General features: G+C 72.3%; 21 protein-coding genes. 10 read left to right on the forward strand and 11 right to left on the reverse strand.

The genetic code is table 11. The annotated features are described in order from the left end of the window. The first annotated feature begins 378 nt into the window (after positions 1 to 378). Together NOCJ54_RS25640 and NOCJ54_RS0112965 are read left to right on the forward strand one after the other, a co-directional pair. Positions 379 to 969: a PadR family transcriptional regulator gene (locus NOCJ54_RS25640; protein ID WP_036517889.1), complete on the forward strand. Its 591-nt coding sequence runs from the start codon at positions 379 to 381 to the stop codon at positions 967 to 969. Positions 970 to 1039: 70 nt separating this feature from the next. Next, positions 1040 to 2122 (forward strand): inositol-3-phosphate synthase, encoded by a 1083-nt coding sequence (locus NOCJ54_RS0112965; RefSeq protein WP_028655840.1) that lies wholly within the window; start codon positions 1040 to 1042, stop codon positions 2120 to 2122. Positions 2123 to 2222: 100 nt separating this feature from the next. Here the strand turns inward: NOCJ54_RS0112965 and NOCJ54_RS28315 are convergent, their stop codons facing one another. Both NOCJ54_RS28315 and NOCJ54_RS0112975 read right to left on the reverse strand, forming a co-directional pair. Continuing rightward, the gene (locus NOCJ54_RS28315; protein ID WP_051485810.1) at positions 2223 to 3236 is read right to left on the reverse strand and encodes an endonuclease/exonuclease/phosphatase family protein; all 1014 of its coding nucleotides are present in this window, start codon (positions 3234 to 3236) and stop codon (positions 2223 to 2225) included. Between the two features lie 42 nt (positions 3237 to 3278). Beyond that, positions 3279 to 3761, reverse strand: coding sequence for an SRPBCC family protein (locus NOCJ54_RS0112975; RefSeq protein WP_028655841.1), 483 nt, complete (start codon positions 3759 to 3761; stop codon positions 3279 to 3281). A gap of 155 nt (positions 3762 to 3916) precedes the next feature. Between NOCJ54_RS0112975 and NOCJ54_RS0112980 the strand changes: the two genes are divergently transcribed. Beyond that, a complete protein-coding gene (locus NOCJ54_RS0112980; RefSeq protein ID WP_028655842.1) occupies positions 3917 to 4939 on the forward strand; it encodes a hypothetical protein in 1023 nt (340 codons plus the stop codon). Between the two features lie 13 nt (positions 4940 to 4952). On the opposite strand, the gene NOCJ54_RS0112985 is transcribed toward NOCJ54_RS0112980, so the two are convergent. Continuing rightward, positions 4953 to 6374 carry a CCA tRNA nucleotidyltransferase gene (locus NOCJ54_RS0112985; protein ID WP_442937336.1) on the reverse strand — a complete coding sequence of 474 codons (1422 nt, stop codon included), beginning with the start codon at positions 6372 to 6374 and terminating at the stop codon, positions 4953 to 4955. Between the two features lie 121 nt (positions 6375 to 6495). On the opposite strand from NOCJ54_RS0112985, the gene NOCJ54_RS0112990 reads away from it, so the two are divergent. The 7 genes from NOCJ54_RS0112990 (at position 6496) to trxA (ending at position 15442) form a co-directional block, all read left to right on the forward strand. After that, on the forward strand, positions 6496 to 8715 hold the full coding sequence (locus tag NOCJ54_RS0112990; protein ID WP_157514893.1) for a DUF6049 family protein: 2220 nt from the start codon (positions 6496 to 6498) through the stop codon (positions 8713 to 8715). Further along, positions 8712 to 10394, forward strand: coding sequence for a murein biosynthesis integral membrane protein MurJ (murJ, locus tag NOCJ54_RS0112995; protein ID WP_028655845.1), 1683 nt, complete (start codon positions 8712 to 8714; stop codon positions 10392 to 10394). The genes NOCJ54_RS0112990 and murJ overlap by 4 nt, the downstream gene beginning before the upstream one ends. Positions 10395 to 10497: 103 nt before the next feature. Further along, the gene (locus NOCJ54_RS28320) at positions 10498 to 12396 is read left to right on the forward strand and encodes a protein kinase family protein (protein WP_198020214.1); all 1899 of its coding nucleotides are present in this window, start codon (positions 10498 to 10500) and stop codon (positions 12394 to 12396) included. Next, complete coding sequence (gene sigM / locus NOCJ54_RS25655) at positions 12380 to 13120, forward strand: RNA polymerase sigma factor SigM (protein WP_051485811.1); 741 nt, start codon at positions 12380 to 12382, stop codon at positions 13118 to 13120. The genes NOCJ54_RS28320 and sigM overlap by 17 nt, the downstream gene beginning before the upstream one ends. A 57-nt stretch (positions 13121 to 13177) precedes the next feature. Then, positions 13178 to 13999, forward strand: coding sequence for a hypothetical protein (locus NOCJ54_RS28325; RefSeq protein ID WP_028655847.1), 822 nt, complete (start codon positions 13178 to 13180; stop codon positions 13997 to 13999). Positions 14000 to 14076: 77 nt separating this feature from the next. Beyond that, the gene (gene trxB / locus NOCJ54_RS0113015; protein WP_028655848.1) at positions 14077 to 15066 is read left to right on the forward strand and encodes a thioredoxin-disulfide reductase; all 990 of its coding nucleotides are present in this window, start codon (positions 14077 to 14079) and stop codon (positions 15064 to 15066) included. Between the two features lie 46 nt (positions 15067 to 15112). Beyond that, positions 15113 to 15442, forward strand: a complete 330-nt coding sequence (gene trxA, locus NOCJ54_RS0113020; protein WP_028655849.1) for a thioredoxin — start codon at positions 15113 to 15115, stop codon at positions 15440 to 15442. Here the strand turns inward: trxA and NOCJ54_RS25665 are convergent. From NOCJ54_RS25665 to yidC, 8 genes are all read right to left on the reverse strand, one after another. Then, positions 15432 to 16136 (reverse strand): GNAT family N-acetyltransferase, encoded by a 705-nt coding sequence (locus tag NOCJ54_RS25665; RefSeq protein ID WP_157514894.1) that lies wholly within the window; start codon positions 16134 to 16136, stop codon positions 15432 to 15434. The two genes, trxA and NOCJ54_RS25665, sit on opposite strands and share 11 nt — an antisense overlap. A gap of 104 nt (positions 16137 to 16240) precedes the next feature. Further along, complete coding sequence (locus NOCJ54_RS0113030) at positions 16241 to 17014, reverse strand: lysophospholipid acyltransferase family protein (protein WP_028655850.1); 774 nt, start codon at positions 17012 to 17014, stop codon at positions 16241 to 16243. Positions 17015 to 17076: 62 nt separating this feature from the next. Then, positions 17077 to 18300: a pyridoxal phosphate-dependent aminotransferase gene (locus NOCJ54_RS0113035; protein WP_442937334.1), complete on the reverse strand. Its 1224-nt coding sequence runs from the start codon at positions 18298 to 18300 to the stop codon at positions 17077 to 17079. A 313-nt stretch (positions 18301 to 18613) separates the two neighbouring features. Further along, on the reverse strand, positions 18614 to 19486 hold the full coding sequence (locus NOCJ54_RS25670; RefSeq protein WP_232221778.1) for a ParB/RepB/Spo0J family partition protein: 873 nt from the start codon (positions 19484 to 19486) through the stop codon (positions 18614 to 18616). A 167-nt stretch (positions 19487 to 19653) separates the two neighbouring features. Continuing rightward, on the reverse strand, positions 19654 to 20811 hold the full coding sequence (locus NOCJ54_RS25675) for a ParA family protein (protein ID WP_332248993.1): 1158 nt from the start codon (positions 20809 to 20811) through the stop codon (positions 19654 to 19656). Beyond that, positions 20808 to 21551 carry a 16S rRNA (guanine(527)-N(7))-methyltransferase RsmG gene (rsmG, locus tag NOCJ54_RS0113050; RefSeq protein WP_028655852.1) on the reverse strand — a complete coding sequence of 248 codons (744 nt, stop codon included), beginning with the start codon at positions 21549 to 21551 and terminating at the stop codon, positions 20808 to 20810. Before rsmG ends, NOCJ54_RS25675 begins: the two co-directional genes overlap by 4 nt. Before the next feature lie 117 nt (positions 21552 to 21668). Beyond that, positions 21669 to 22130: a Jag family protein gene (locus NOCJ54_RS25680; protein ID WP_232221780.1), complete on the reverse strand. Its 462-nt coding sequence runs from the start codon at positions 22128 to 22130 to the stop codon at positions 21669 to 21671. A 104-nt stretch (positions 22131 to 22234) separates the two neighbouring features. Further along, complete coding sequence (gene yidC, locus NOCJ54_RS25685; protein ID WP_051485830.1) at positions 22235 to 23233, reverse strand: membrane protein insertase YidC; 999 nt, start codon at positions 23231 to 23233, stop codon at positions 22235 to 22237. Positions 23234 to 23262: the final 29 nt, after the last annotated feature.

The raw sequence follows: 23262 nt of genomic DNA on the forward strand, positions 1-23262 counted from the left end.
GCCACCACCCACACCCACCCCGACCAGGAAGAGAGGGCGGGTCCCGGCGACCAGCAGCGACACCGGGGCGGGCGCCGGAGGCGCCGGACGGACGGTCCCCCTGGCGGCAAGTCGGGTCCCCTCCAGCGCCTGGCAACCGGACCACCGCCGCGTAACAGGGTGGGCGCTGGTGGGGACCCGCTTTGCAGCCGCCAGGGGGAGCCGGCCGGGAGGCACCGCAGGCGCCCGCCCCGGCCCCGAGCGAGAAAGGGAGCCGGCACCCCCCGAACCAGACCCGAACCAGCCCCGACCAGCCCCGACCAGCCCCGCCGAACACCCAGAGACACTCCGACCCATCGAGAGTTCACGTTCCGCGGATATATCGCTACGATAGATCGCATGGCACGGCGTGGTGACACCATCGAGCTGGCAGTCCTCGGACTGCTGCACGAGGGACCCATGCACGGCTACGAGCTGCGCAAGCGGCTCAACCTGATGCTCGGTTGGGGTCGAGTCCTGTCGTACGGCTCGCTCTACCCGGCGCTGAAGAAGATGCTGCGCGGCAACCTCATCGAGGAGGTCGTGCCGACGGGGCAGCAGTCCCGGCGGCAGCGCATCGTCTACAAGGTGACCCAGCAGGGCACCGAGGAGTTCCAGCGCCTGATGTCCGAGGTCGGTCCTGCCGCATGGGAGGACGACAACTTCGACATCAGGTTCCGCTTCTTCTCCTCCACCGACATGGAGATCCGGTTGCGCGTCCTCGAAGGACGTCGCTCCCGCCTCCAGGAGCGGCTCGACCGGGTGCAGCGTGAGCTGAAGATGACCCAGGCCGAGGCCGACCGTTACGCAGCAGAGCTCCAGCGCCACGGTGTGGAGTCGGTGGAGCGCGAGGTCCGATGGCTCTCGGACCTCATCAACGCTGAGCGGAACGTGCAGGGTCAGCCAGCGCCGGAGACGCCGACGTCTCCGACGTCTCCCACCACGTCCTGAGACCGGGCACCCCCGGCCGGGACACCACGAACATTCACGAGATGTGATGAGTACCAAGGAAGGAAACCCCATGGGTTCGGTTCGAGTAGCGATCGCCGGCGTGGGCAACTGCGCCACGTCCCTGATCCAGGGCGTGCAGTACTACCGGGACGCCGACGCCACGAGCACCGTCCCGGGGCTCATGCACGTCCAGTTCGGTGACTACCACGTCAGCGACGTGGAGTTCGTCGCCGCGTTCGACGTCGACGACAAGAAGGTCGGCAAGGACCTCTCCGAGGCGATCAACGCCTCCGAGAACAACACCATCAAGATCACCGACGTCCCGACCCTGGGTGTCGAGGTCCAGCGCGGCCCGACGCTCGACGGCCTCGGCAAGTACTACCGGGCCACCATCGAGGAGTCGGCGGCCGACCCGGTCGACGTCGTGCAGGTCCTCAAGGACAACCAGGTCGACGTGCTCGTCTCCTACCTCCCGGTTGGCTCCGAGGAGGCCGACAAGTTCTACGCCCAGTGCGCGATCGACGCAGGCGTGGCCTTCGTCAACGCCCTGCCCGTCTTCATCGCCTCCGACCCGGAGTGGGCCAAGAAGTTCGAGGACGCCGGCGTCCCGATCGTCGGTGACGACATCAAGTCGCAGGTCGGCGCCACCATCACCCACCGCGTGATGGCGAAGCTGTTCGAGGACCGCGGCGTCGTGCTGGACCGCACCTACCAGCTCAACGTCGGCGGCAACATGGACTTCAAGAACATGCTCGAGCGCGAGCGCCTCGAGTCCAAGAAGGTCTCGAAGACCCAGGCCGTCACGTCGAACCTGAACGGCCCGCTGTCCGGCAAGATCGACGACAAGAACGTCCACATCGGCCCGTCCGACTACGTCGCGTGGCTCGACGACCGCAAGTGGGCCTACGTCCGCCTCGAGGGTCGCGCCTTCGGTGACGTCCCGCTGAACCTGGAGTACAAGCTCGAGGTCTGGGACTCCCCGAACTCGGCCGGCATCATCATCGACGCCGTCCGCGCGGCGAAGATCGCCAAGGACCGCGGCGTCGGTGGCCCGATCATCCCGGCCTCGGCGTACCTCATGAAGAGCCCGCCGGTCCAGATCGAGGACACCGAGGGCCGCGCGCTCCTCGAGAAGTTCATCGCCGGCGAGTGACCTGACCGGTCACCCTCCAGCTCCACCACCGCCCCGGTCCGCTCGTCGGACCGGGGCGGTGTGGTTTTCCGCCTGGCCCGCTGGCCCGCCGGCTGGCTGGTCAGTCCGGGATCCCGACGTCGAGGCAGCCGACCTTCTCGCTGACCTGGAGCCGCGACCACACGGCGCGGTGGTCGGAGACGCTCGAGGCGAGCACGACGGACTGCAGCGGCTCGAGGAAGGCGTCGTGCAGGACGTAGTCGATGCGCAGGCGCGGGTTGCGGCCGGGCGCGGTGTTGCCGTTGCCCGTGCCCACGGCCCAGACGTCGCCGAGGCCGGCGGCGCGCAGCCGGGCGACGGCGTCGGAGCCGGGTTGGCTGTTGAGGTCGCCTCCGACGATGCTCGGCCGCGCGTCGGCGGCGACGACCTTCGCCAGCGCCGTGGCCTGCGCGATCCGGGCGCCGCGGGACTTGTGGTCGAAGTGGGTCGAGTAGACGCTCACGTCGGTGCCCGCGACGTCGACGACGGCGTGCACGGCGTGGCGGGGGAACTTCCCGCCGGCGCGGGGCAGGCCGATGATCCGGTGCTCCTTGACCGGGAAGCGGGACAGGATCGCGTTGCCGGTCTGGCCGGTGCCGGCGACCCAGCTCAGACCGAGCGCGTCGCCGATCTGCTGGGCCTGGCGGACCCCGCCGGAGCGGCGGCGGAAGCTGTCGACCTCCTGGAGCAGGACGATGTCCGGCTCCCACGCCCGGACCTCCTTGATCAGGGTGCCGACGGCGAGGCCGCTTCCCTTGCGGAAGGCGGAGTGGATGTTGAAGGAGAGCACCGTGAACGGGTGCTCGAGGGTGAGGTCGGTCGGGCAGAGGCTCGCCGGCACGTCGAGCGGCGGCGCGGCGAGCGAGGACTCGGCGCTGGGCTGGAAGCCGGACGACGGTTCGTCGGGCACGGTCGTCGGCACCGGGAGGTCGGCCCGGGGCGGCGTCGGCTCGCGCCCGTCCTGGAGCACGAAGACGAGGCCGAGGACGAGCAGCACGACGGTGGCCACCGCTGCCGTGGCCACCTGGGTGGCCTTGCTGGCGCCCGGCCTCGCCGCAGGCAGCTGCAGCTTCTCGTTCTTGCCGGGCTCGTCCACGGGGTCATTCAACCCCGCGGACGAAACCGGTCGGGCGGGACCTCAGGCCTCGGCCTCGGCCTTGATCCGCTCGAGGGTCTGCCGGATGCCGCGGCGCAGCTCCTCGGTGAACGGCTGCTGGCCGCCGAGGACGGCCTTGGTCAGCAGCAGGGAGAGGCTGGAGATGCCCTGCGGGGTCTCGCGGCGCTCGGTCAGCCGGGTGCCGCCGTCGGCGGTCGGCTCGAGGGTGAAGGACCAGATGGTCTTGTTCTCGCGGATGCGGAAGGCGAACTCACCGGGCGTGTCACCGGCCGGCGGGGTGAACCGGACCACCTTGCCGGCGGTCGGCCACCGCTTGATGCCCTGCTTGTTGAGGTTGGAGAAGGTGGCGCCCAGCTTCACCTCGCCGCCCTTGACGGTCGACTTCACGACCTGGGGGCTCCACTTCGCCATCCGCGGGACGTCGGTGACCAGCGACCAGACCCGGTCGGCCGGGGCGGCGATGTCGATGGAGTCCTCGAGGAGCTTCTCGTAGGTGTCGGACATGGTGGGAGCCTCCGGGTGACGACGGGTGACGACGGTGTCGGGCCACGACGGGTGTGTCGGGGTCTTGGGAACCTACCCCCGGGTAGCAGACCGGCGGTACGTGATGCGTGCCACAGCAGTGGCGTCCCGGTGCCCGTGACCGGTAGGCAGGGAGCGTGCGCACTCTCGGGATCCCCGCCCTCGCCCTCCTGGTCCCGCTCGTCCTGCTCGCCGCGTGCGGTGAGGAGGACGGCAGCAGCGCCACCACCGACTGGGAGGCGACCGCCGAGGTCGAGCACCGCGGGCTGGCCTGGGCGCGGGGGAGGACCATCCACCTCGGCGACGGCGCCACGCTGACCTCCGACGTCCCGGTCGACCGGTTCGTGGTCGCACGTGGCGGTGCCTACGTCGTGCCGCGGTCCCGGGACGACGACCCGTGGCCGGAGCTGCACCGGGTCACCCCGGACGGCACCGAGCCGCTCGGCGTGCACCCCGACCGCTGGACGCTGACGACCTCGTCCGACGGGCGCTACCTGGCATTCATCGACCGCGGCGCGCGGCGCGACCAGTTCGACACCCCGGTCGCGGAGGTCGTGGTGGTCGACCTCGAGACCGGGGAGGAGGTGCTGCGCAGCGACGACGACATGGGCGACCCCGAGTCCGACGACCTGGCCGACCTCTACGAGGACGCGACGCCGGGGATCGACGGGTTCGTCGACGGCGCGCTGCACTACACGACGACCGGCGAGTCGTGGCGGCTCGACCTCGAGAGCGGCGAGACCGAGGAGGTGCCGTACGACGAGGACGCGCCCCGGCTGCGCTTCGACGCCCCGCGCGAGGGGCTGGTCGCCCGCAGCCCCGACGGCCGCTGGCGGATCCGGCCGGGCGGGCCGCGGATCGAGGGGGAGGACCAGACGGTGGTGCGGCCCCGCCCCACGGCAGACAGCCTCGGCATCACGGCGAAGCCCGGCGCCGGACCGGGCGACCTCTACTGGAGCCTCGACTCCTGGCTCGACGACACGACCGCGGTCGGCACGGTCTACGTCTCCGCCGGCGGGGACGAGGCCTGGGTGGTCGTCACCTGCACGGTGCCGGACGGCGCCTGCCGAGCGGTGCCGGGCACCGAGGGCGGCGTGGTCGTGCCGGTGGACCGGGACCACGACTACGCGCTGGTCCCGGTGCCGCTTCCCGCCGGGTGAGGGTGGGAGCCGCTCACCGGCTCGCCCACCACTCCTCCAGCGCGGCGGTGGCGTCCTCCTCCGACATCGGGCCGTTGTCGAGGCGCAGCTCCAGCAGGAACTTGTAGGCCTCGCCGACCTCACGGCCGGGCGGGATGCCGAGGATCTCCATGATCTGGTTGCCGTCGAGGTCGGGGCGGATCGCCTTGAGCTCCTCCTCCGCGGAGAGCCGGTCGATGCGGGCCTCGAGGTCGTCGTACGTGCGGCGCAGCCGGTCGGCCTTGCGCTTGTTGCGGGTCGTGCAGTCGGCGCGGGTGAGCACGTGCAGCCGCTCGAGCTGGTCGCCGGCGTCGCGGACGTAGCGGCGCACCGCGGAGTCGGTCCACTCACCGGAGCCGTAGCCGTGGAAGCGCAGGTGCAGCTCGACGAGCGAGCCGACGGCGTCGACCTCGTCGTTGCTGAACTTCAGCGCCTTCATCCGCTTGCGGGTGAGCTTGGCGCCGACCACGTCGTGGTGGTGGAAGGTGACCGTGCCGTCGTCGACGAACCGTCGGGTCCTCGGCTTGCCGACGTCGTGCATGAGCGCGGCGAAGCGGGAGACGAAGTCGGGGGCCTCGATGCCGGCGCGCTCGGCCAGGCGCGGCTCGAGGTCGATCGCCTGCTCGAGGACGGTCAGGGTGTGCTCGTAGACGTCCTTGTGGCGGTGGTGCTCGTCGCGCTCGAGCTTGAGCGCCGGCAGCTCGGGCAGCACCCGGTCGGCCAGGCCGGTCTCGACCAGCAGGGTGAGGCCCAGGCGGGGGTACGGCGCGCAGACGAGCTTCACCAGCTCGTCGCGCACCCGCTCGGCGGAGATGATCTCGATCCGCTCCGCCATCTCGGTCATCGCAGCGACGACCTCGGGGGCGACGGTGAAGCCGAGCTGGGCGGCGAACCGGGCCGCCCGCATCATCCGCAGCGGGTCGTCGGAGAAGGACTGCTCGGGGGTGCCCGGGGTGCGCAGCACCTTGTGGGCCAGGTCCATGACGCCGCCGTACGGGTCCTCGATCTCGTTGCCGGGGACGCGCACCGCCATCGCGTTGACGGTGAAGTCGCGACGGCCGAGGTCGCCGGCGAGGCTGTCGCCGTACTGCACCTCGGGCTTGCGGCTGTCGCGCTCGTAGGCCTCGGAGCGGTAGGTCGTCACCTCGACCACCCAGTCGCCCTTGCGGCAGCCGATGGTGCCGAAGTCGCGGCCCATGTCCCACCAGGCGTCGCCCCAGGCCCGCAGCAGCTTGTCGGTCTGCTCGGGCCGGGCGGACGTGGTGAAGTCGAGGTCGTTGGAGCGCCGGCCCAGCATGGCGTCGCGGACCGGGCCGCCGACGAGGGCGAGCTCGTGCCCGGCGTCGGCGAAGAGCGCCCCGAGCTCGTCGAGCACGGGCCCGATCCGGTCGAGCTCCGCCGAGACCGCGGCCTGCACGTCGACCAGGCGCAGCGGGGTCCCGGGCGCGGTCGGGGAGTCGGCATCGGTCACGGGCGACGAGTCTAGGGTGCGGGCCGGGTCCCCGACCCGCACAGGTGACCCCACTACCCTCAGGAGCGTGGTTGCCCGACCGTCACTCCTGCGCGCGCTCGCGGGAGTGGTGACGGGACTGGCGCTCACGGCCCCGCTCGTGACCTCGCTCGCGGCGGCCGCGCCCGCGGCCGCGCCCGCGGCCGCGAAGCCCGACGAGGACCGGTACGACGCACCGCTGGAGATCACCATCGACAGCCTCACCCCCGGGGTGCTGCCGCGCACCGGGCCGCTGGTCGTGACCGGCACGGTGACCAACACCGACCTCGAGACGTGGAGCACGATCCGGCTCTACCCGCTCTTCGACGCCGGGTCGGGCTGCACCAGCACGACCTGCGGCGAGCTGATGACGACCGCGGCCGACCTGGCCCTCGCAGCCGAGTCGGACCCCGAGGCGCCGGTCGGGGTGCGGGAGACCAGCGTCCGCTACGACATCGCCTCGCTCGAGCCGGGCCAGTCGACGTCGTACCGGCTCACCGTGCCGCAGCGGGTGCTGCGCCAGCTCTTCCCGGAGCGGGCGACGGGCGTGCACTGGTTCGGCGTGCACGCACTCGGCGCCAGCGCGACCACCCCCGACGACACCAACGCCGACGGCCGGGCCCGGACCTTCCTGCCCTCGGTGCGCCGCACGGACGGGCCGCAGGTCCCCACCGCCGTGGTGCTGCCGCTGCGCAAGCAGATCAGCCACGCCGGCGACGGCACGATCACCGACGCCGACGGCTGGGAGGACGCACTCGGCGTCGAGGGCCCGCTCGGCGGGCCGCTCGCCTTCGGCGCGGCCTCCGGCGCCGCGCCGGTGACCTGGCTGCTCGACCCCGCCGTGCCCGACGCGGTGCGCCGCCTCGCCCAGGGCAACCCCGCCCGCGAGGTCGTCCCGGTCACCGTGCCCGAGGACCCGTCGCCCAGCGGGAGCGCCTCCCCCGACGGCGAGGAGGAGGCGGAGGAGGACCCCGCGCTCGAGACCCCCGTCGCCCGCGCCGCCCGCTCGTGGCTGGTGCAGGCCCAGCGCGAGCTCGGCACCGGCACGGTCGCGGCGCTGCCGTACGGCGACCCGGACCTCACCGCGGCGGCGGACACCCTGCCCAGCCTCTACCGCTCCGCCCGCGAGCAGGTCGCGACCGAGCTGGAGGCCTGGCAGCTCGAGACCGTGCCGGTCGCCGGTGCGCCCGACGGCTTCCTCGACGCCGAGGCCATCGAGTCCGTCGACGACGGTGCCGCCCTGCTGCTGGGGGACCGGATGTTCCCCCGCGAGATGTTCTCCGACCGGCCGCCCGTCGCCGGACTGGTGGGCGACCGCCCGGTGCTCGTCGTCTCGCACGCCGCCGCCGAGGGCGGGCCCGGGCCGGACGAGGCGCGCGCGCCCGTCGCGCTGCGGCAGCGGATCCTGGCCGAGGGCGTGGTGCGCCTGCTCCGGGCGCGTGGCCAGTCACCGGACCCGCTCGTCGTCGTGCTCCCCACCGACATGCCGGTCGCGGGCGCTGCCGCCTTCTGGTCCGGGCTCGACGTGCCGTGGCTCGACCTGTCCTCGCTCGACGAGCTCGTGGTGCCGCCGGGCGGCGGCGCCGACGGCAAGTCCGAGGCGCAGCGGGAGCTGGACCCGATGGAGCTGAGCTACCCGGAGGCGCAGGCCGACAAGGACCTGCCCGGCAGCGTGCTGGTCGAGGCCGGCCAGCTGATCCGCGCGGCCCGCTCCTACGCGGCCATCCTCGGCGAGGAGTACACCGTCGGCACCGACCTGGTCCGCGAGGCGCTCACCGGGTCGTCGTACTCGCAGCGTGGGGACGACCTCGTCGCCACGCGCCTGCACACCACCCGCGAGTGGGTCGAGGACCAGCTCGAGGCGATCACGATCGAGGCTCCCGACGGCGTGACGCTCTCCGGCACGTCCGGCGGCTTCAACATCTCGGTCCGCAACGACCTCGACGTGCCGGTCACCGTCGCGATCAGCGCCAGCGCCGACTCCGGCGCGCGGATCGAGGTGGCCAACCCGATCCGGCTCGCCGCGCAGAGCCGCACGTCGGTGCCGATCGACGCGACGATGAGCCGCACCGGGGTGCACAACGTGACCTTGCGGATCACCGACACCGACGGCACCGCGCTCGGCGGGATCGACACGCTCCCCATGCGCACCGGCCAGGCCGGCGTCGTGATCTGGGCGATCATGGGCACCGGCGCCGGCATCCTCTTCGTCGCGATCGCGATCCGCCTGGTGCGCCGCTACCGCCGGCGCGGGGAGGCTCCCGCGTGAGCGAGCCGGCCGAGGGCGTCGAGCAGCGCAAGATCCTGGCCAACACCGCGGTGATGGCGGCCGGGACCGTGGTCTCCCGGTTCAGCGGCTTCATCCGCTCCACCCTGCTGGCGGCGGCGCTGGGCGTCTCGCTGCACGCGGACCTGTTCACGGTGGCCAACACCGTGCCGAACATGCTCTACATCCTGCTCGCGGGCGGCGTGTTCAACGCCGTGCTCGTCCCGCAGCTGGTGCGGTCGATGAAGAACGACCCGGACGGCGGCGCCGCGTACGTCGACCGGATCATCACGCTCGCGATCTGCTTCCTCGCCGCGGTCAGCGTGCTGCTCGTCGTCCTCGCGCCGTACGTCATGGAGCTCGTGATGAGCGAGAAGCTCCAGGAGCCGGAGTTCGCCGAGCAGCGGCAGTCGGCGATCGACTTCGCGCGCTTCTGCCTGCCGCAGGTCTTCTTCTACGGGATGTTCGTGCTGGTCGGCCAGGTGCTCAACGCGCGCGGCCGGTTCGGCCCGATGATGTGGGCCCCGATCGCGAACAACGTCATCTCCGTCGCGGTGCTGGTGACCTACCTCGTGGTGTTCGGCCCGGCCACGGCGGCCGAGCAGGTCGGCCCGTTCACGCCCGGCCAGGAGCTGCTGCTCGGCGTCGGGTCCACGCTCGGCATCGCCGCGCAGCTGCTGATCCTCGTGCCCTACCTGCGCTCCGCCGGCATCCGCTACCGGCCGCGCTTCGACTTCCGCGGCACCGGACTGGGCCACACCCTGCGCCTGGGCATCTGGACCGTGCTCTTCGTCGTCGTCAACCAGGTCGCGTACGTCGTCGTCGTGCGCCTGGCCTCGGGCGGCACCGCGTCCGCCGACGACGGCACCGGCATCACGATCTACTCCAGCGTCATGCTGGTCGTGATGGTCCCGCACTCGATCATCACCGTCTCCCTGGCCACCGCGATCCTGCCCCGGCTCTCGGCCGCCGCGTCGAACGACGACCACCGCGCGCTGGCCCGGACGCTGGGCAGCACGCTGCGCACGGCGCTCGTGGTCGTCGTACCGTTCGCGGCGCTGCTGCCGTCGATCGCGCTGCCGCTGGCGCAGGTCATCTGGGGCCACGGGGCGACGTCGGAGAACTACTACCGCTTCGAGTCCTCGCTGGTGCTCTTCGGCCTCGGCGTCGTCGCGTTCACCGTGCACTACCTCGTCCTGCGCGGCTTCTACGCCCTCGAGCAGACCCGCACGGTCTTCCTCGTGCAGTGCGTCATCGCCGCCACCAACATCACCCTCGCGATCGTGCTGGTCGCTCGCGTGGACCCGTGGGACACCTCGCCGATGCTGGTGCTCGCCTACACCGGCGCCTACGCGGTCGGCTCGGTCCTCTCCAGCGTCGTGCTCCTGCGGGTGCTGGCCCGGCGCGGCCACCGGCCCGGCGGCGTCGGCGCCTGGACCGGCTTCGTGGCCCGGCTGCTCGCGGCCGCCGGGGTCGTCTTCGGGGTCGCCGCCGTGGTGCGGATCGTCGTGCGCGACACCATCGACGAGGTCACCTCGAGCAGCAGCTGGCTGTGGGCGGTCGTCGAGCTGGGCGTCGTCTCGGCCGCGGGCGCCGCGGCGCTGCTCGGGGCCGCCCGGGTGCTGCGGATCGGCGAGGTGACGTCGGTCGTGGAGACCGTGCTGGCGCGGGTACGGCGCTAGCGGGGGACCGCCCGCGGCCTAGGATGGCCGTGACGAGAGAGGGACTGGGCACCAGGTGGCGACGTCGACGCGGTCGGGGGATGTGCTCGCCGGCCGGTACCGGTTGATCGACCTGCTGAGCGAGAGCGGCGGCGGGCGGTTCTGGCGTGCGCACGACGCGGTCCTCGAGCGCTTCGTCGCCCTCCACGTCATCGACGCCGACGACCCGCGCGCACCCGGGCTGGTCGAGGCCGCCCGCACCTCCGCCGCCGTGGTCGACCCCCGGATCCTGCGCGTGCTCGACGCCGCGGAGGAGGACGACCGCTGCTTCGTGGTCAACGAGTGGGGGACCGGCACGTCGCTCGACATCCTCGTCACCCACGCCGGACCGCTCGGGCCGCGGCGCGCCGCCTGGCTGGTCGCCGACGTGGCCGACGCGATCGCCGGGGCGCACGCGGTCGGGGTGACCCACGGCCGGCTCAACCCGGAGAACGTGCTGATCGACCGCTACGGCTCGGTCCGGCTGATCGGCATGTGCGTCGACGCCGCACTGCACGGCCTGCCGCCCGGCGACGTCCAGGGCGACCTCGAGGACCTCGGCGGCCTGCTCTACTGTGCGCTCACCGGCGTGTGGCCCGGGCCGTCGGGCTCGATCGTGCCCGCGGCGCCGCGCGAGAACGGCGCCTTCCTCAGTCCCCGCCAGGTCCGTGCCGGCGTGCCGAAGCCCCTCGACCTGGTCTGGCGCGAGTTCGAGTGCACCGGCGAGCACCACCACGGCCACGGCCGCCGGATGTTCGGCGTCGAGCACCCCGACGTGTCCTCCGCGCGCGGCATCGCCGACGAGCTGCTGGCGTTCGTCGGCGACCCGACGGGGATGCCGGAGTCGCTCGCCCAGGCGATCCCGCCCGTCAACGAGCTCCGCCCGGTGTGGCTGCCCTCCGTCGAGGACCCGCTGCCCCACGACTCCTCCCGCGACGACATCCCCGTCGTGCGTCCCGCGCAGGAGCGCGACGAGCCGGAGGGGGACGAGCCGGAGGGGGAGCCGGCGGCGGGGCAGGCGGACGCGGGGGGAGAGCCGGCGAGGGAGCCGGCCAGCCCGCCGGACGTCACCGACCTGCCGACCGAGGCCGGCATGCCGGTGTTCGGCGAGGACGACGACGAGGTCCAGTGGCTGCGCACGCGCAGCACGCCGCCCCCGCCACCGCCGCCGTTCGAGGACCCGCCGGAGCGCCCCCTCTTCGCCGACGGCGTACGACGACCGCGACCCGACCTCGGACCGGGCCCGGCCGGCAACGGCTGGCCGGCGTCGGTGACCGACGACCCCGCATCGCCGACGGGGTACTGGCCGTGGGAGGAGGACGGCTCGCCGTCGTCGGACTTCGAGGCGACGGGAGAGATCGTCCCCGGGCGCAGCTGGCTGCGGCTGGCACTCGGCGTCGCGGTCGCCCTGCTGCTGCTCGTGGGCATCGCGGTCGCGTTCAACCTCGGCCGCGGGCGCACCGTCCTCGGCGGCGACCCGGACGAGGAGCCGACGAGCTCCCCGTCGGCGTCGGCCAGCCAGGCGAGCGTGCTGCGCGACGTCACCGCGACCGACTTCGACCCGCTCGGCACCGACGGGGAGGAGAACCCGGGATCGGTCCCCGACGTGCTCGACGGCCGCGTGTCGACGACGTGGCGCACCAGCACCTACAAGGACCAGCTCGGCCCGCCCCCGGGCCTGAAGACCGGTGTCGGCATCCTGCTCGACCTCGGGGAGCCGCGACAGGTCAGCGAGGTCGACGTCCGCCTGCTCGGCGCCACCACCGTCGAGCTCCACGCCTACGACGAGCCGCCCACGCAGGCACCGACCGGTCGCCCGCTCGCCCGGGCCGAGGGGGCCGACCAGCTCACCCTGACGCCGACCGACGGCACGTCGGCCCCGGCCCGCTACCTTGTCCTCTGGCTGACCTCGCTCCCCGAGGTCGACGGAGGCGACTTCCGGGCCGAGATCGCAGAGGTGGTGGTCCGTGGCGAGCGAGCCTGACGAGCGGACCGACGTCGACCTCCTGGCCGCCCACGTCGCCGGGGACGCCGCCGCCTTCGGCACCCTCTTCGCCCGCCACCGCGACCGGTTGTGGGCGGTGGCGCTGCGCACCTGCGGCGACCCCGAGACCGCGGCCGACGGCCTGCAGGACGGGCTCGTCGCCGCCTTCCGGCGGGCCGGCTCCTTCCGCGGTGACGCAGCCGTCACCACCTGGCTGCACCGGGTCGTCGTCAACGCCTGCCTGGACCGGCTGCGCGCGCAGAAGGTGCGTCGCGCCGAGCCGCTGCCCGAGGACGTCGACGGCCCGCGGCCGCTGCGCCCGGTCGCCGGCGACCCCGTCGGCCCCGGCGTCCCGACCGACCCGGCGGACCACTCGCTGGCCAGCGAGCGGCGTCGCGTCGTGCTGTCCGCGCTCGGCGAGCTGAGCCCGGAGCAGCGGGCGGCCGTCGTGCTGGTGGACATGGAGGGCTACTCCGTCGCGGAGGCCGCCCAGGTCCTCGACTGTGCCGAGGGCACGGTCAAGAGCCGCTGCTCCCGTGCGCGGGCGCGCCTGGCCGTGCTGCTCGCGGACGTGCTGGACGACGCGGCACCCAAGGCACCCGAGGACGCCCCCGGCACCGTCGACGGGAACCCGGCGGCCGGGCCGGACGTCGGATCCCTGACCCGCCGCGGTCCACCGGCCGCCGGGGCCGGCCTCGCGCCGCAGGCCCCGACCGTCGACTGACCAGCCGCTCCCTTCCCGGGTGCGGCACCGCACCAGCCAGGGACAGCAGGACACACCGTGACCGACCCGAACGAGCCCACCGAGCCCACCGAGGACCTCGACCCGGCCCGCGAGGCCGCCGTCCGTCGTACCCTCGCGGCGGCAGGCGGCCCCGAGGCGATGCCCGCCGAGGTCGCCGCCCGGCTCGACGGGGTGATCGCCGGCCTCGCCGAGGAGCGCTCGGCCTCCGGCACGCCGTCGGTGTCGCACCCCGAGCACGCCGGCATCGTGGTCCCCCTCGACGACGCCGCCCGGCGCCGCCGGGTGCGGGTGCGCGCCCTGCTCGGCGCCGCCGCGGCCGTTGTCGCGGTCGCCGTGGGCGCCGGGGTGGTCAACGGCGGCGGCGGGGGCGTCGGTGACGCGACCAGTGCCGCGTCCGACGAGGCTCCCGCCCGCGAGGCCGCAGGCGGCTCCGGTGGCGGCTCTGCCAGCGAGGCGCCGGCCAACGGGATGCTCAGGAGCGACGAGGCGGACGCGTCGGCCGACGAGGAGGCCGCCCCGACCGAGGTCGCGCCGCGCGGGGCCCTCCAGCGGGTCGTCACCGACGAGCCGCTGCGCCAGGTCCGGCCCGACCGGCTCCGGGAGGACCTCGTCGCGATCCAGCACCTGGCCCTGCCGACCCGGGCGACCGCCGACTACAGCAACGCGGTGCTCACCGCGCCCGCCGACTTCATGTGCGAGCCCGCGGACTTCGGGGCCGGCTACCTCGTCGGCGTGACGTACGACGGCGGGTCGGCCGTCGTCGCGTTCCGGGAGCCGATGGGCTCCAACCAGGTCGCCGAGGTGCTCGCGTGCGGCACCGGTGACGTGCTGCACTCGACGATCCTGCCCGCCAGCTGAGGCGAGGTGGGCCCGGGGAATGCCGGCGCCTACGATCGGGTTGCAGCACTGTCCCGTTCCACCGCTTTGGGAGTCCCATGTCCGAGTCCGCCGCGGCCGCCACCGAGCCGCGCAACGTCATCATCATCGGCTCCGGCCCCTCCGGCTACACCGCCGCGATCTACGCCGCGCGGGCGCAGCTGAACCCGCTCGTCTTCGAGGGCTCGGTCACCGCGGGCGGTGCGTTGATGAACACCACCGAGGTCGAGAACTTCCCCGGCTTCCGCAACGGCATCCAGGGCCCCGAGCTCATGGACGAGATGCGGGCCCAGGCCGAGCGCTTCGGTGCCGAGCTCGTCGCCGACGACGTGGTCGAGGTCGACCTCACCGGTGACGTCAAGGTCGTCAAGACCGCCACCGACACCTACACCGCGCGGGCCGTGATCCTCTCCACCGGATCGGGCTACCGCAAGCTCGACCTGCCCAACGAGGAGCGCCTGTCCGGCCGCGGCGTGTCCTACTGCGCCACCTGCGACGGCTTCTTCTTCCGCGAGCAGCACATCGCGGTCGTCGGGGGCGGCGACTCCGCCGTCGAGGAGGCCACCTTCCTCACCCGCTTCGGCTCGAAGGTCTCGCTCATCGTGCGCCGCGACGAGATGCGCGCCTCGAAGATCATGCAGGAGCGCGCCTTCGCCGACCCAAAGCTGGAGATCATCTGGAACTCCGTCGTGGAGTCGATCAACGGCGAGGAGTCCCTGGAGTCGCTGACCCTCAAGGACACCGTCACCGGCGAGACGAGTGAGCTGCCCGCCACCGGCCTGTTCATCGCGATCGGCCACGAGCCGCGCTCCGAGCTGCTGGTCGGCCAGGTCGACCTCGACGACAACGGCTACGTGCTGGTCCAGCCCGGCTCGACCGCCACCAACGTGCCCGGTGTCTTCGCGGCCGGCGACCTCGTCGACCACGTCTACCGCCAGGCCATCACCGCCGCGGGCACCGGCTGCTCGGCCGCCCTCGACGCCGAGCGCTACCTCGCCGCGCTCGACCACGCCGCCGCGACCGCCGGGAATGTCCCGGCCGGCGCGTAGGTTCCATCACCAGACGTTTCGTTCAACCATCTGAAGGGGTGCCCCCGTGGCCGACAACATCTCCGCCGTGACCGACGCCGAGTTCGACGCGCAGGTCCTCAAGTCCGACAAGCCCGTCCTGGTCGACTTCTGGGCCGAGTGGTGCGGCCCGTGCCGCCAGGTCGCCCCGATCCTCGACGAGATCGCCTCCGAGCACGGTGACAAGGTCACCTTCCTCAAGATGAACGTCGACGAGAACCCGGTCACCCCGGCGTCGTACCGCGTCACGGGCATCCCGACGATCAACGTCTACCAGGGCGGCGAGGTCGTGAAGACCATCGTCGGCGCGCGCCCGAAGGCCGCGATCCTCAACGAGCTCTCCGAGTTCATCGCCTGACCAGCGACGTCCTCCGCGAAGCCCCCGGCCCCCAGGGTCGGGGGCTTCGTGCTTCCCGTGGCACCGGCGCAGGCGAGGGCCGCGGGCGTCGTACGGCGCCAACGATGCGCTCCCACGCCGCCTCGACCTCGTCGCGCCAGGTGGCCAGCGAGCGCATCTCCATCCGCATCCGCGGCGTGCGCGGATGGGGGCGGTGGGTCTTGAAGCCGACCCGGGCGAGGAATTCCGCCGGGACGACGCACTCCTCGTGGCCGCCGACCGGTGCCCGGCCGGTGCGGGCGAACGCCTCGACGGCACGGACGCCGTCGCGGCGGGCGACGAGGTCGCGGGCCATCCCCTGCACGAGCAGCCGGCCGAGCCCGCCGCCGGCGTGGTCGGGGCGGATCCAGGCGGTCGTCAGCAAGATGGCGTCGGGGGACACCGGCGCCGTGGGGAACGCTCCCGCGCCGGGCACGAACGCGGCGGGGGCGTAGACGACATACCCGACCGGCTCGCCGTCCACCACCGCCACCCGGCCGCACGAGCCCCACTCCCGGAGCACCTCGGAGACCCAGGCCTCCTTCTCCCGCGCTCGTTCCTGCGGGTCGAGGCCGTCACGGTGGACCGGCTCCCGCTCCCAGAACAGGCAGGTGCGGCACGGCGCGTCGAGGGCGTCGAGCAGGTCGAGGGTCAGCGGAACCGTCGTCCGGGCCACGTCCCGATGATAGGACCGTCAGGCCCGGTGCCGCCGCTGCCGGGAGGAGATATGTCGACATGTCGCCTCGTCGACAAGGCGACAGGTCGACAGCCAACGGCGTGCTACTTCCCGTGCTGCCGCTTGGCCGCGCGCTTCGCGGCCCGGGCGCGGAGCTCGGCCTTGTCGAGTTCGTCGGCCTCCTCCGGCGTGGGGGCGGAGCCACCGAAGCGGGCGGGGATCCACCACGAGCCCGGCTTCTTCTCGTCCTCGGGGTACTCCGCGATCGCCTCGTCGAGCATCTGCTGCATCGCGGCCCGCAGCTCGGCGGTCTCCGCGGCGACGTCCTCGCCGGTGGGGTACATCGGCTCCCCGACCTTCACCAGGATCGTCTTGGGCGAGCGGGAGAAGTCCTTCTCGTGGTCCTTGGTCATCAGCCGGTGGGCGCCCCACACGATGACCGGGATGAGCGGCACGCCGGCGTCGGCCGCGATCCGGGCGGCACCGGACTTGAGCTCCTTGATCTCGAAGGAGCGGGAGATGGTGGCCTCGGGGTAGATCCCGACGACCTCGCCGGCCTTGAGGTAGGCCAGCGCGTCCTTCATCGACTGCACGCCCGAGGAGCGGTCGACGCGGATGTGGTGGAAGGAGCGAAGCAGGTGCCCGACGCCGGGCTTGTCCATCATCTCCTTCTTGATCATGAACCGGACCAGGCGCTTCTGCGGCTCGGCGCCCGCACCGGCGTAGATGAAGTCGATGTAGCCGGTGTGGTTGATCGCGAGCAGGGCGCCGCCCTTGCGGGGGATCGACTCCGAGCCGGTCACCACCACGCGCTGGCGCATGGCCTTGAAGAGGACCTTGGCGGCGACGATGACGGGCGGGTAGGTGATGTCGAGCACCGGAGAAGTCTCGCAGCCCGGCCCGTGCCCGCGCGACCTGGTCCGGATCCGCGGGCGCCCGCTCAGCGCCGGGTGGCGAGGAAGTCCGCGATCCGCCCGATGGCCTCCTCGAGCATGTCCACGTCCGGCAGCGTCACGAGCCGGAAGTGGTCGGGGGCGAACCAGTTGAAGCCGGTGCCGTGGGTGACGAGGATCTTCTTCGCCCGCAGCAGCTCGATCACGAACTGCTCGTCGTCGTCGATCGCGTAGACCTCGGGGTCCAGGCGCGGGAAGCAGTAGAGCGCGCCCTTCGGGCGTACCGAGCTGACCCCGGGGATCTCGTTGAGGAGCCGGTCGGCGAGCATCGCCTGCTCGTAGAAGCGACCACCGGGGACGATGAGCTCGTTGATCGACTGGTAGCCGCCGAGGGCGGTCTGGATCGCGTGCTGGGCGGGCACGTTGGCGCACATCCGCATGTTGGAGAGCAGGGTGAGGCCCTCGAGGAAGTCCTCGGCGAGCTCCTTGGGCCCGGAGACCATCACCCAGCCGGCGCGGTAGCCGCAGACCCGGTAGGCCTTGGACAGGCCGCTGAAGGTGAGGCACAGGACGTCGTTGCCTGCAGCGGCCGCCGCGTGGTGGTGCACCGCGTCGTCGAAGAGGATCTTCTCGTAGATCTCGTCGGAGAAGACGACCAGGTTGTGGCGCCGGGCGATGTCGACGAGCTTCTCGACCATCTCCTTGCTGTAGACGGCACCGGTCGGGTTGTTCGGGTTGATGATCACCAGGCCGTGGGTGTTCTCGGTGATCTTGGACTCGATGTCGTCGAGGTCGGGCATCCAGCCGTTCTCCTCGTCGCACCGGTAGTGCACCGGGGTCCCGCCGGACAGCGACACGGCGCCGGTCCACAGCGGGTAGTCCGGCGCGGGCACGAGCATCTCGTTGCCGTCGTCGAGGAACGCCTGGAGCACCATCGATATCATCTCGGACACACCGTTGCCGATGAAGACGTCCTCGACGGCCGTCTCCTTGAGGCCGCGCGACTGGTAGTACTGCGCCACGGCCGTGCGCGCCGAGTAGATGCCACGGGAGTCGCTGTAGCCCTGGGCATCGGGGAGGTTGTGCACCATGTCGGCGACGATCGCCTCCGGCGCCTCGAAGCCGAAGGGAGCCGGGTTCCCGATGTTCAGCTTGAGGATCTTGTGGCCCTCGGCCTCGAGGCGCTGGGCCTCGACGAGGATGGGGCCCCGGACGTCGTAGCGGACGTTGGAGAGCTTCTTGCTCTGGCGGATCTGGCGCACGGACGCCATTCTCGCAGGCCGCCGCCACCCGTTTTTCCGCGGTGCAGCACCACCCGGCGCCCGCGCCTCCCCGCTCACACCATGTTTCACGGGAAACATCTGGTGACTCGTGGGAGACAAGTGGCTAGAGCGACAAGTCGCCATGTCGACAAAAGGGCCTGTTCCGCCCGCCTGCTGGCGCTCGTCACACCTCAACCACCGGGAGCACGGCGTCAGACGGCGACCAACTGCCGCTGGTTGAGGTGCGAGGCGCCCCGGCGCCGAGCCTCGAAACCTGCAGCCCACCCGACGGACTCTCGCGGGCGCAGTGCGCCAGACAGGTTCAGACGACCTTGTCGTTCCTGTTCCTAGGGTCGATGAGGTCGACGATGCGCTGCAGGTCCCCGGTGTTGGCGAACTCGATGGAGATCTTGCCCTTGGCCTTGCCGAGATTGATCTTCACCCGGGTCTCCAGCCGGTCACCCAGCCGCTCGGAGAGCTCGGCGAGGCCGGGCGCCTTCGGCTTGGGACGCGACGTGCGCTTGGGCGTGACCTCGCCGTCACCGACGGCCACGATCTCCTCCAGGCCGCGCACCGAGATGCCCTCGGCGACGACGCGCTGGGCGAGCCGGTCCTGCTGGTCGGCGTCAGGCACGGCCAGCAGCGCGCGGGCGTGGCCGGCCGAGAGCACGCCGGCGGCGACGCGGCGCTGGACCGCGGGGGAGAGCTTGAGCAGGCGCAGCGTGTTGCTGATCTGCGGGCGCGAGCGGCCGATGCGCTGGGCGAGCTCGTCGTGCGTGCAGGAGAAGTCCTCGAGCAGCTGCTGGTAGGCGGCGGCCTCCTCGAGCGGATTGAGGTTGCTGCGGTGCAGGTTCTCCAGGAGGGCGTCCCGGAGCATGTCGGTGTCGTCGGTCTCGCGGACGATCGCAGGGATCGTGGAGAGGCCGGCCGCCTGGGTGGCGCGCCAGCGGCGCTCGCCCATGACCAGCTCGTAGTCCTCGGGGCCGGTCTTGCGGACGACGACGGGCTGGAGGAGTCCGATCTCCTTGATGGAGTGGACCAGCTCGGCCATCGCCTCCTCGTCGAAGACCGTCCGCGGGTTGACGGCGTTCGGCCGGATGCGCTCGACGGGCAGCTCGGCGAAGAAGGCACCTTCGACGGGCGCCAGACCCGAATCGGCGCCCTGAGGGCCGTTCCCGGCGCCGGTGGACCCCAGGTCCACCGAGGCGCTGGAAGGCGCTCCAGCGGCGTCGTCCGAATTCTGGTCGCTCTGGTTGACAGCCGCGCCGTTCCCCGACTCATTTCCGGCGGGCGCCGGCGGCGTCGGGGGAGCGGTCGGGATGAGCGATCCGAGACCGCGGCCGAGGCCGCGACGGGGGGCGTTCACAGGTGGGCTCCTCGGGTGACGATCTCGCGCGCCGCCTCGAGGTAGCTCAGCGCGCCCGGCGATCCGGGATCGTAGGTCATCACCGTCTGGCCGTACGACGGTGCCTCCGACACCCGGACCGAGCGGGGGATGGCGGTGCTCAGCACCTGATCACCGAAGTGCTCGCGGACCTCCGCGGCGACGCCTGCGGCCAGTCGGGTGCGTGCGTCGAACATGGTCAGCACGATGGTGGAGACGGCCAGCTCGGGGTTGAGGTGGGCGCGCACCATGTCGACGGTGGCGAGCAGCTGCCCGAGGCCCTCGAGGGCGTAGTACTCCGCCTGGATCGGGATCAGCATCTCCGCGCCCGCAACGAGGGCGTTGAGCGTCAGCAGGCCGAGCGAGGGCGGGCAGTCGATGAACACGTAGTCGAAGCGCTCCTCGCCGGCGGTGTCCGCCGACCCGATCCGCGGGTGGGCGTCGAGAGCGCGCTTGAGCCGCTGCTCGCGGGCCACCACGCTCACCAGCTCGATCTCCGCTCCCGCCAGGTCGATCGTCGCCGGCACGACCCACAAGCCTGCGGCATCGGGGCACGGCTGCGCGATGTCGACGATGGCGGCGCCGTCCACGAGCAGCTCGTAGGTGGACGGGGTGCCCTGGTGGTGCTCGATGTTGAGCGCCGTCGACGCGTTGCCCTGCGGGTCGAGGTCGATGACCAGCACCCGCTGGCCCAACTGGGTGAGCGCCGCCGCGAGGTTGACCGTGGAGGTCGTCTTGCCGACCCCGCCCTTCTGGTTGGCCACCACGAAGACGCGCGTCTCGGACGGCCGAGCGAGCTGCTCCTGGGGAATGCCGGCCCGCACCATGACCGTGGCCTGCGCAGCACGCGCGAGCGGGGTCGATGCGTCGTCGAACCCGGCAGCCCGTTCCGCGAGCTGGGCCGCGGTCATCACGCCACCCGCGACGGGCGGCTTGGCGGCAGTGTCGGTTTCACGTGAAACACCGGACTCCGCCGCGCCCTCCGGCGTCGACGTTTCACGTGAAACCTCGCCTTCCGAGGACGAAGCACCAGTGGACGGAGCCTGTGGATAACCGGGGGCGTTCTGTGGATGCTCACGCTCAGCACCCCCACCCTGATCGGTGGAAAACCCGCCAGGGGCCTCGGCGTCGGTCACGACTTCCTCCTCTTGTTCCTGCCACGGGAAGGGCGCGGTGCCCGAGCACCACGCTGCGGCCGGGACGGCAACGATACGCGGGCCGGGTCGGCCCACGTCACCCGCACGACGCGGATCGGGCTCACGTCGGACAACGCCTCGTCCTCACCCAGGGTCACGACCTCCGGGGCGGCACAACCGAGGCGTGTGAGAACCGCCGCAGCGGCCTCGACCTCCTCGGGTGCCGAGCTTCCCTTCATCGCGACGAGGGCACCCTCCGGGGCGACCAGCGGCATCGACCACTCGAGCAGGCGGTCGAGCGGCGCCACGGCGCGGGAGGTGACGACGTCGAAGACGGCATGTCCGTGGAGGGCGTCAGCACGGCCCCGGACCACGACCACGTTGGTCAGCCCGAGGCTGGCGACGGCTTCCTCCAGGAAGGTGGTCCGCCGCAGCAGCGGCTCCACCAAGGTGATCTGGACGTCCGGGCGGGCGATCGCCAGGACGACGCCGGGGAGCCCGGCTCCCGACCCGATGTCGGCCACGCGCGCGTCCGGCGGGATCGCGGGGGCCAGCAGGGCGCAGTTGAGGACGTGGCGCTCCCAGAGGCGGGGCGCTTCACGGGGTCCGATGAGGCCGCGCACCACCCCGTCGGTGGCGAGCAGCTCGGCGTACGCGACGGCGGTGTCCACCCGGTCCGCCGGAAAGAGTGCAGCGACGGACGCCGGGGGAGGGGGCAGCGTGCTGTCGTGGGCGGTCATGGGCACCCCCCAGCAGCAACCACCCCCGGGCCTGCCGGATCCAGCGGATCCGGAGACACCGGGGGTGTGCGTCGGTCGTGATGTTTCACGTGAAACGTCGGCGACGGAGCAGGACGCTCAGGCGTCCGCCGGCAGGACGACGACGTAGCGTCGCGGCTCCACGCCCGCCGACTCCGAGCGCAGACCCGCGGCGGCCACCGCGTCGTGGACGATCTTGCGCTCGAACGGCGACATCGGCTCCAGCGACACGGGCTCGCCGGACTCGGCAACCTGCGCGGCGGTCTCGGCGCCGAGCTGGGTCAGTCGGGACCGCTTGTCGGCGCGGAAGCCCGAGATGTCGAGCATCAGGCGCGAGCGCTCACCGGTCTCGCGGTAGACCGCGAGGCGGGTCAGCTCCTGGAGCGCCTCGAGCACCTTGCCGTCGCGGCCGACGAGCTGGGTCAGCTCGGCGCCGACGATGGACACGGCGGCCCGGTCGGCCTCCACGTCGATGTCGAGGTCGCCGTCGAGGTCGGCGATGTCGAGGAGCTCCTCGAGGTAGTCGGCCGCGATGTCGCCCTCCTGCTCGAGGCGGGCGATCTTGTCGGTGCCGCCGGCGGGCGCGTCGGTCCCTGCCTCGGGGGCGTCGACGGGGGCGTCGACGGGGTTCTCCTCGGTCACGGACGCGGTCTCGGTCTCGGCGCTCACTTGCTGTCTCCCTCGTTCGTGGTGTCGTTGCTGGCGCCGCGGGCGGTGCCGCCGGCGCCTGGCTTGCTCTTGCGCTGCGAACGCGTCTGCCGCTTCGGCTGCTGCCGGGCCGCGGGGCGTCGCTCGTTGGCGGGCGCCTCGGTCACGACCTCGGCCTCGGCGGCCGGGTGGCCGTGCTTGGCGGCCTTCGCGCGGTCGCGCTCCTGCTTGGCCTTGAAGGCCGGCGTACCGGGCGCGGGGTTGTTGCGGATGACGTAGAACTGCTGGCCCATGGTCCACAGGTTCGAGGTGGTCCAGTAGAGGAGGACACCGATCGGGAACGCGACACCGCCGAGGCCGAAGGCCACCGGGAGGATGTAGAGCAGCATCTTCTGCTGCTGGGCGTACGGGCCGCTCATCGCCTCGGCCGGCATGTTCTTGGCCATCAGCTGGCGCTGCGTGGTGAAGGTGGTCGCCGTCATCGCGAGCACGAGGACCAGCGCGACGATCATGACGACGCCGTGCGGCTCGGGGCCCCACGTGCGGGCACCCCAGAAGGAGTCGGCCAGCGGGATCGCGCCGAAGACCTCGGACTGGCCGAACTGGTCGGCCCGCTTCGCGTCGAGGAAGCCGTGCGCCTTGCCGCTGCGCGCCGCCTGGTCGAGCAGGCGGAACAGCGCGAAGAAGATCGGCATCTGCAGCAGGATCGGCAGGCAGGAGGCGAACGGGTTGGTGCCCGCCTCCTTGTAGAGCTTCATCGTCTCCTCGGCCAGCTTCTGCCGGTCGTGGCCGTACTTCTTCTGCAGCTCCTTCACCTTGGGCTGCAGCAGCTGCATGTTGCGGCTGGACTTGATCTGCTTGACGAACAGCGGGATCAGCGCCGCGCGGATCACGAGGGTGAGGCCGATGATCGACAGCGCCCAGGACAGGCCGCCCGCCGGGTCGAGGCCGATCGCGCTGAGCAGCTCGTGCCAGCCGATGAGCACCGCCGAGATGATGTAGTACAGCGGCACCATGATGAAGTGGCCGATGTCGCCGATGAAAC

Origin of the sequence: Nocardioides sp. J54 (genome assembly GCF_000519005.1) — a bacterium.
GTDB lineage: Bacteria > Actinomycetota > Actinomycetes > Propionibacteriales > Nocardioidaceae > Nocardioides.

Coding starts and splice junctions, on each gene's coding strand:
- NOCJ54_RS25640 (WP_036517889.1), top strand. CDS start 379: ATGGCACGGCGTGGTGACACCATCGAGCTGGCAGTCCTCGGACTGCTG.
- NOCJ54_RS0112965 (WP_028655840.1), top strand. CDS start 1,040: ATGGGTTCGGTTCGAGTAGCGATCGCCGGCGTGGGCAACTGCGCCACG.
- NOCJ54_RS0112975 (WP_028655841.1), bottom strand. CDS start 3,761: ATGTCCGACACCTACGAGAAGCTCCTCGAGGACTCCATCGACATCGCC.
- trxB (WP_028655848.1), top strand. CDS start 14,077: ATGTCCGAGTCCGCCGCGGCCGCCACCGAGCCGCGCAACGTCATCATC.
- NOCJ54_RS0113035 (WP_442937334.1), bottom strand. CDS start 18,300: ATGGCGTCCGTGCGCCAGATCCGCCAGAGCAAGAAGCTCTCCAACGTC.
- rsmG (WP_028655852.1), bottom strand. CDS start 21,551: ATGACCGCCCACGACAGCACGCTGCCCCCTCCCCCGGCGTCCGTCGCT.
- yidC (WP_051485830.1), bottom strand. CDS start 23,233: ATGGTGCCGCTGTACTACATCATCTCGGCGGTGCTCATCGGCTGGCAC.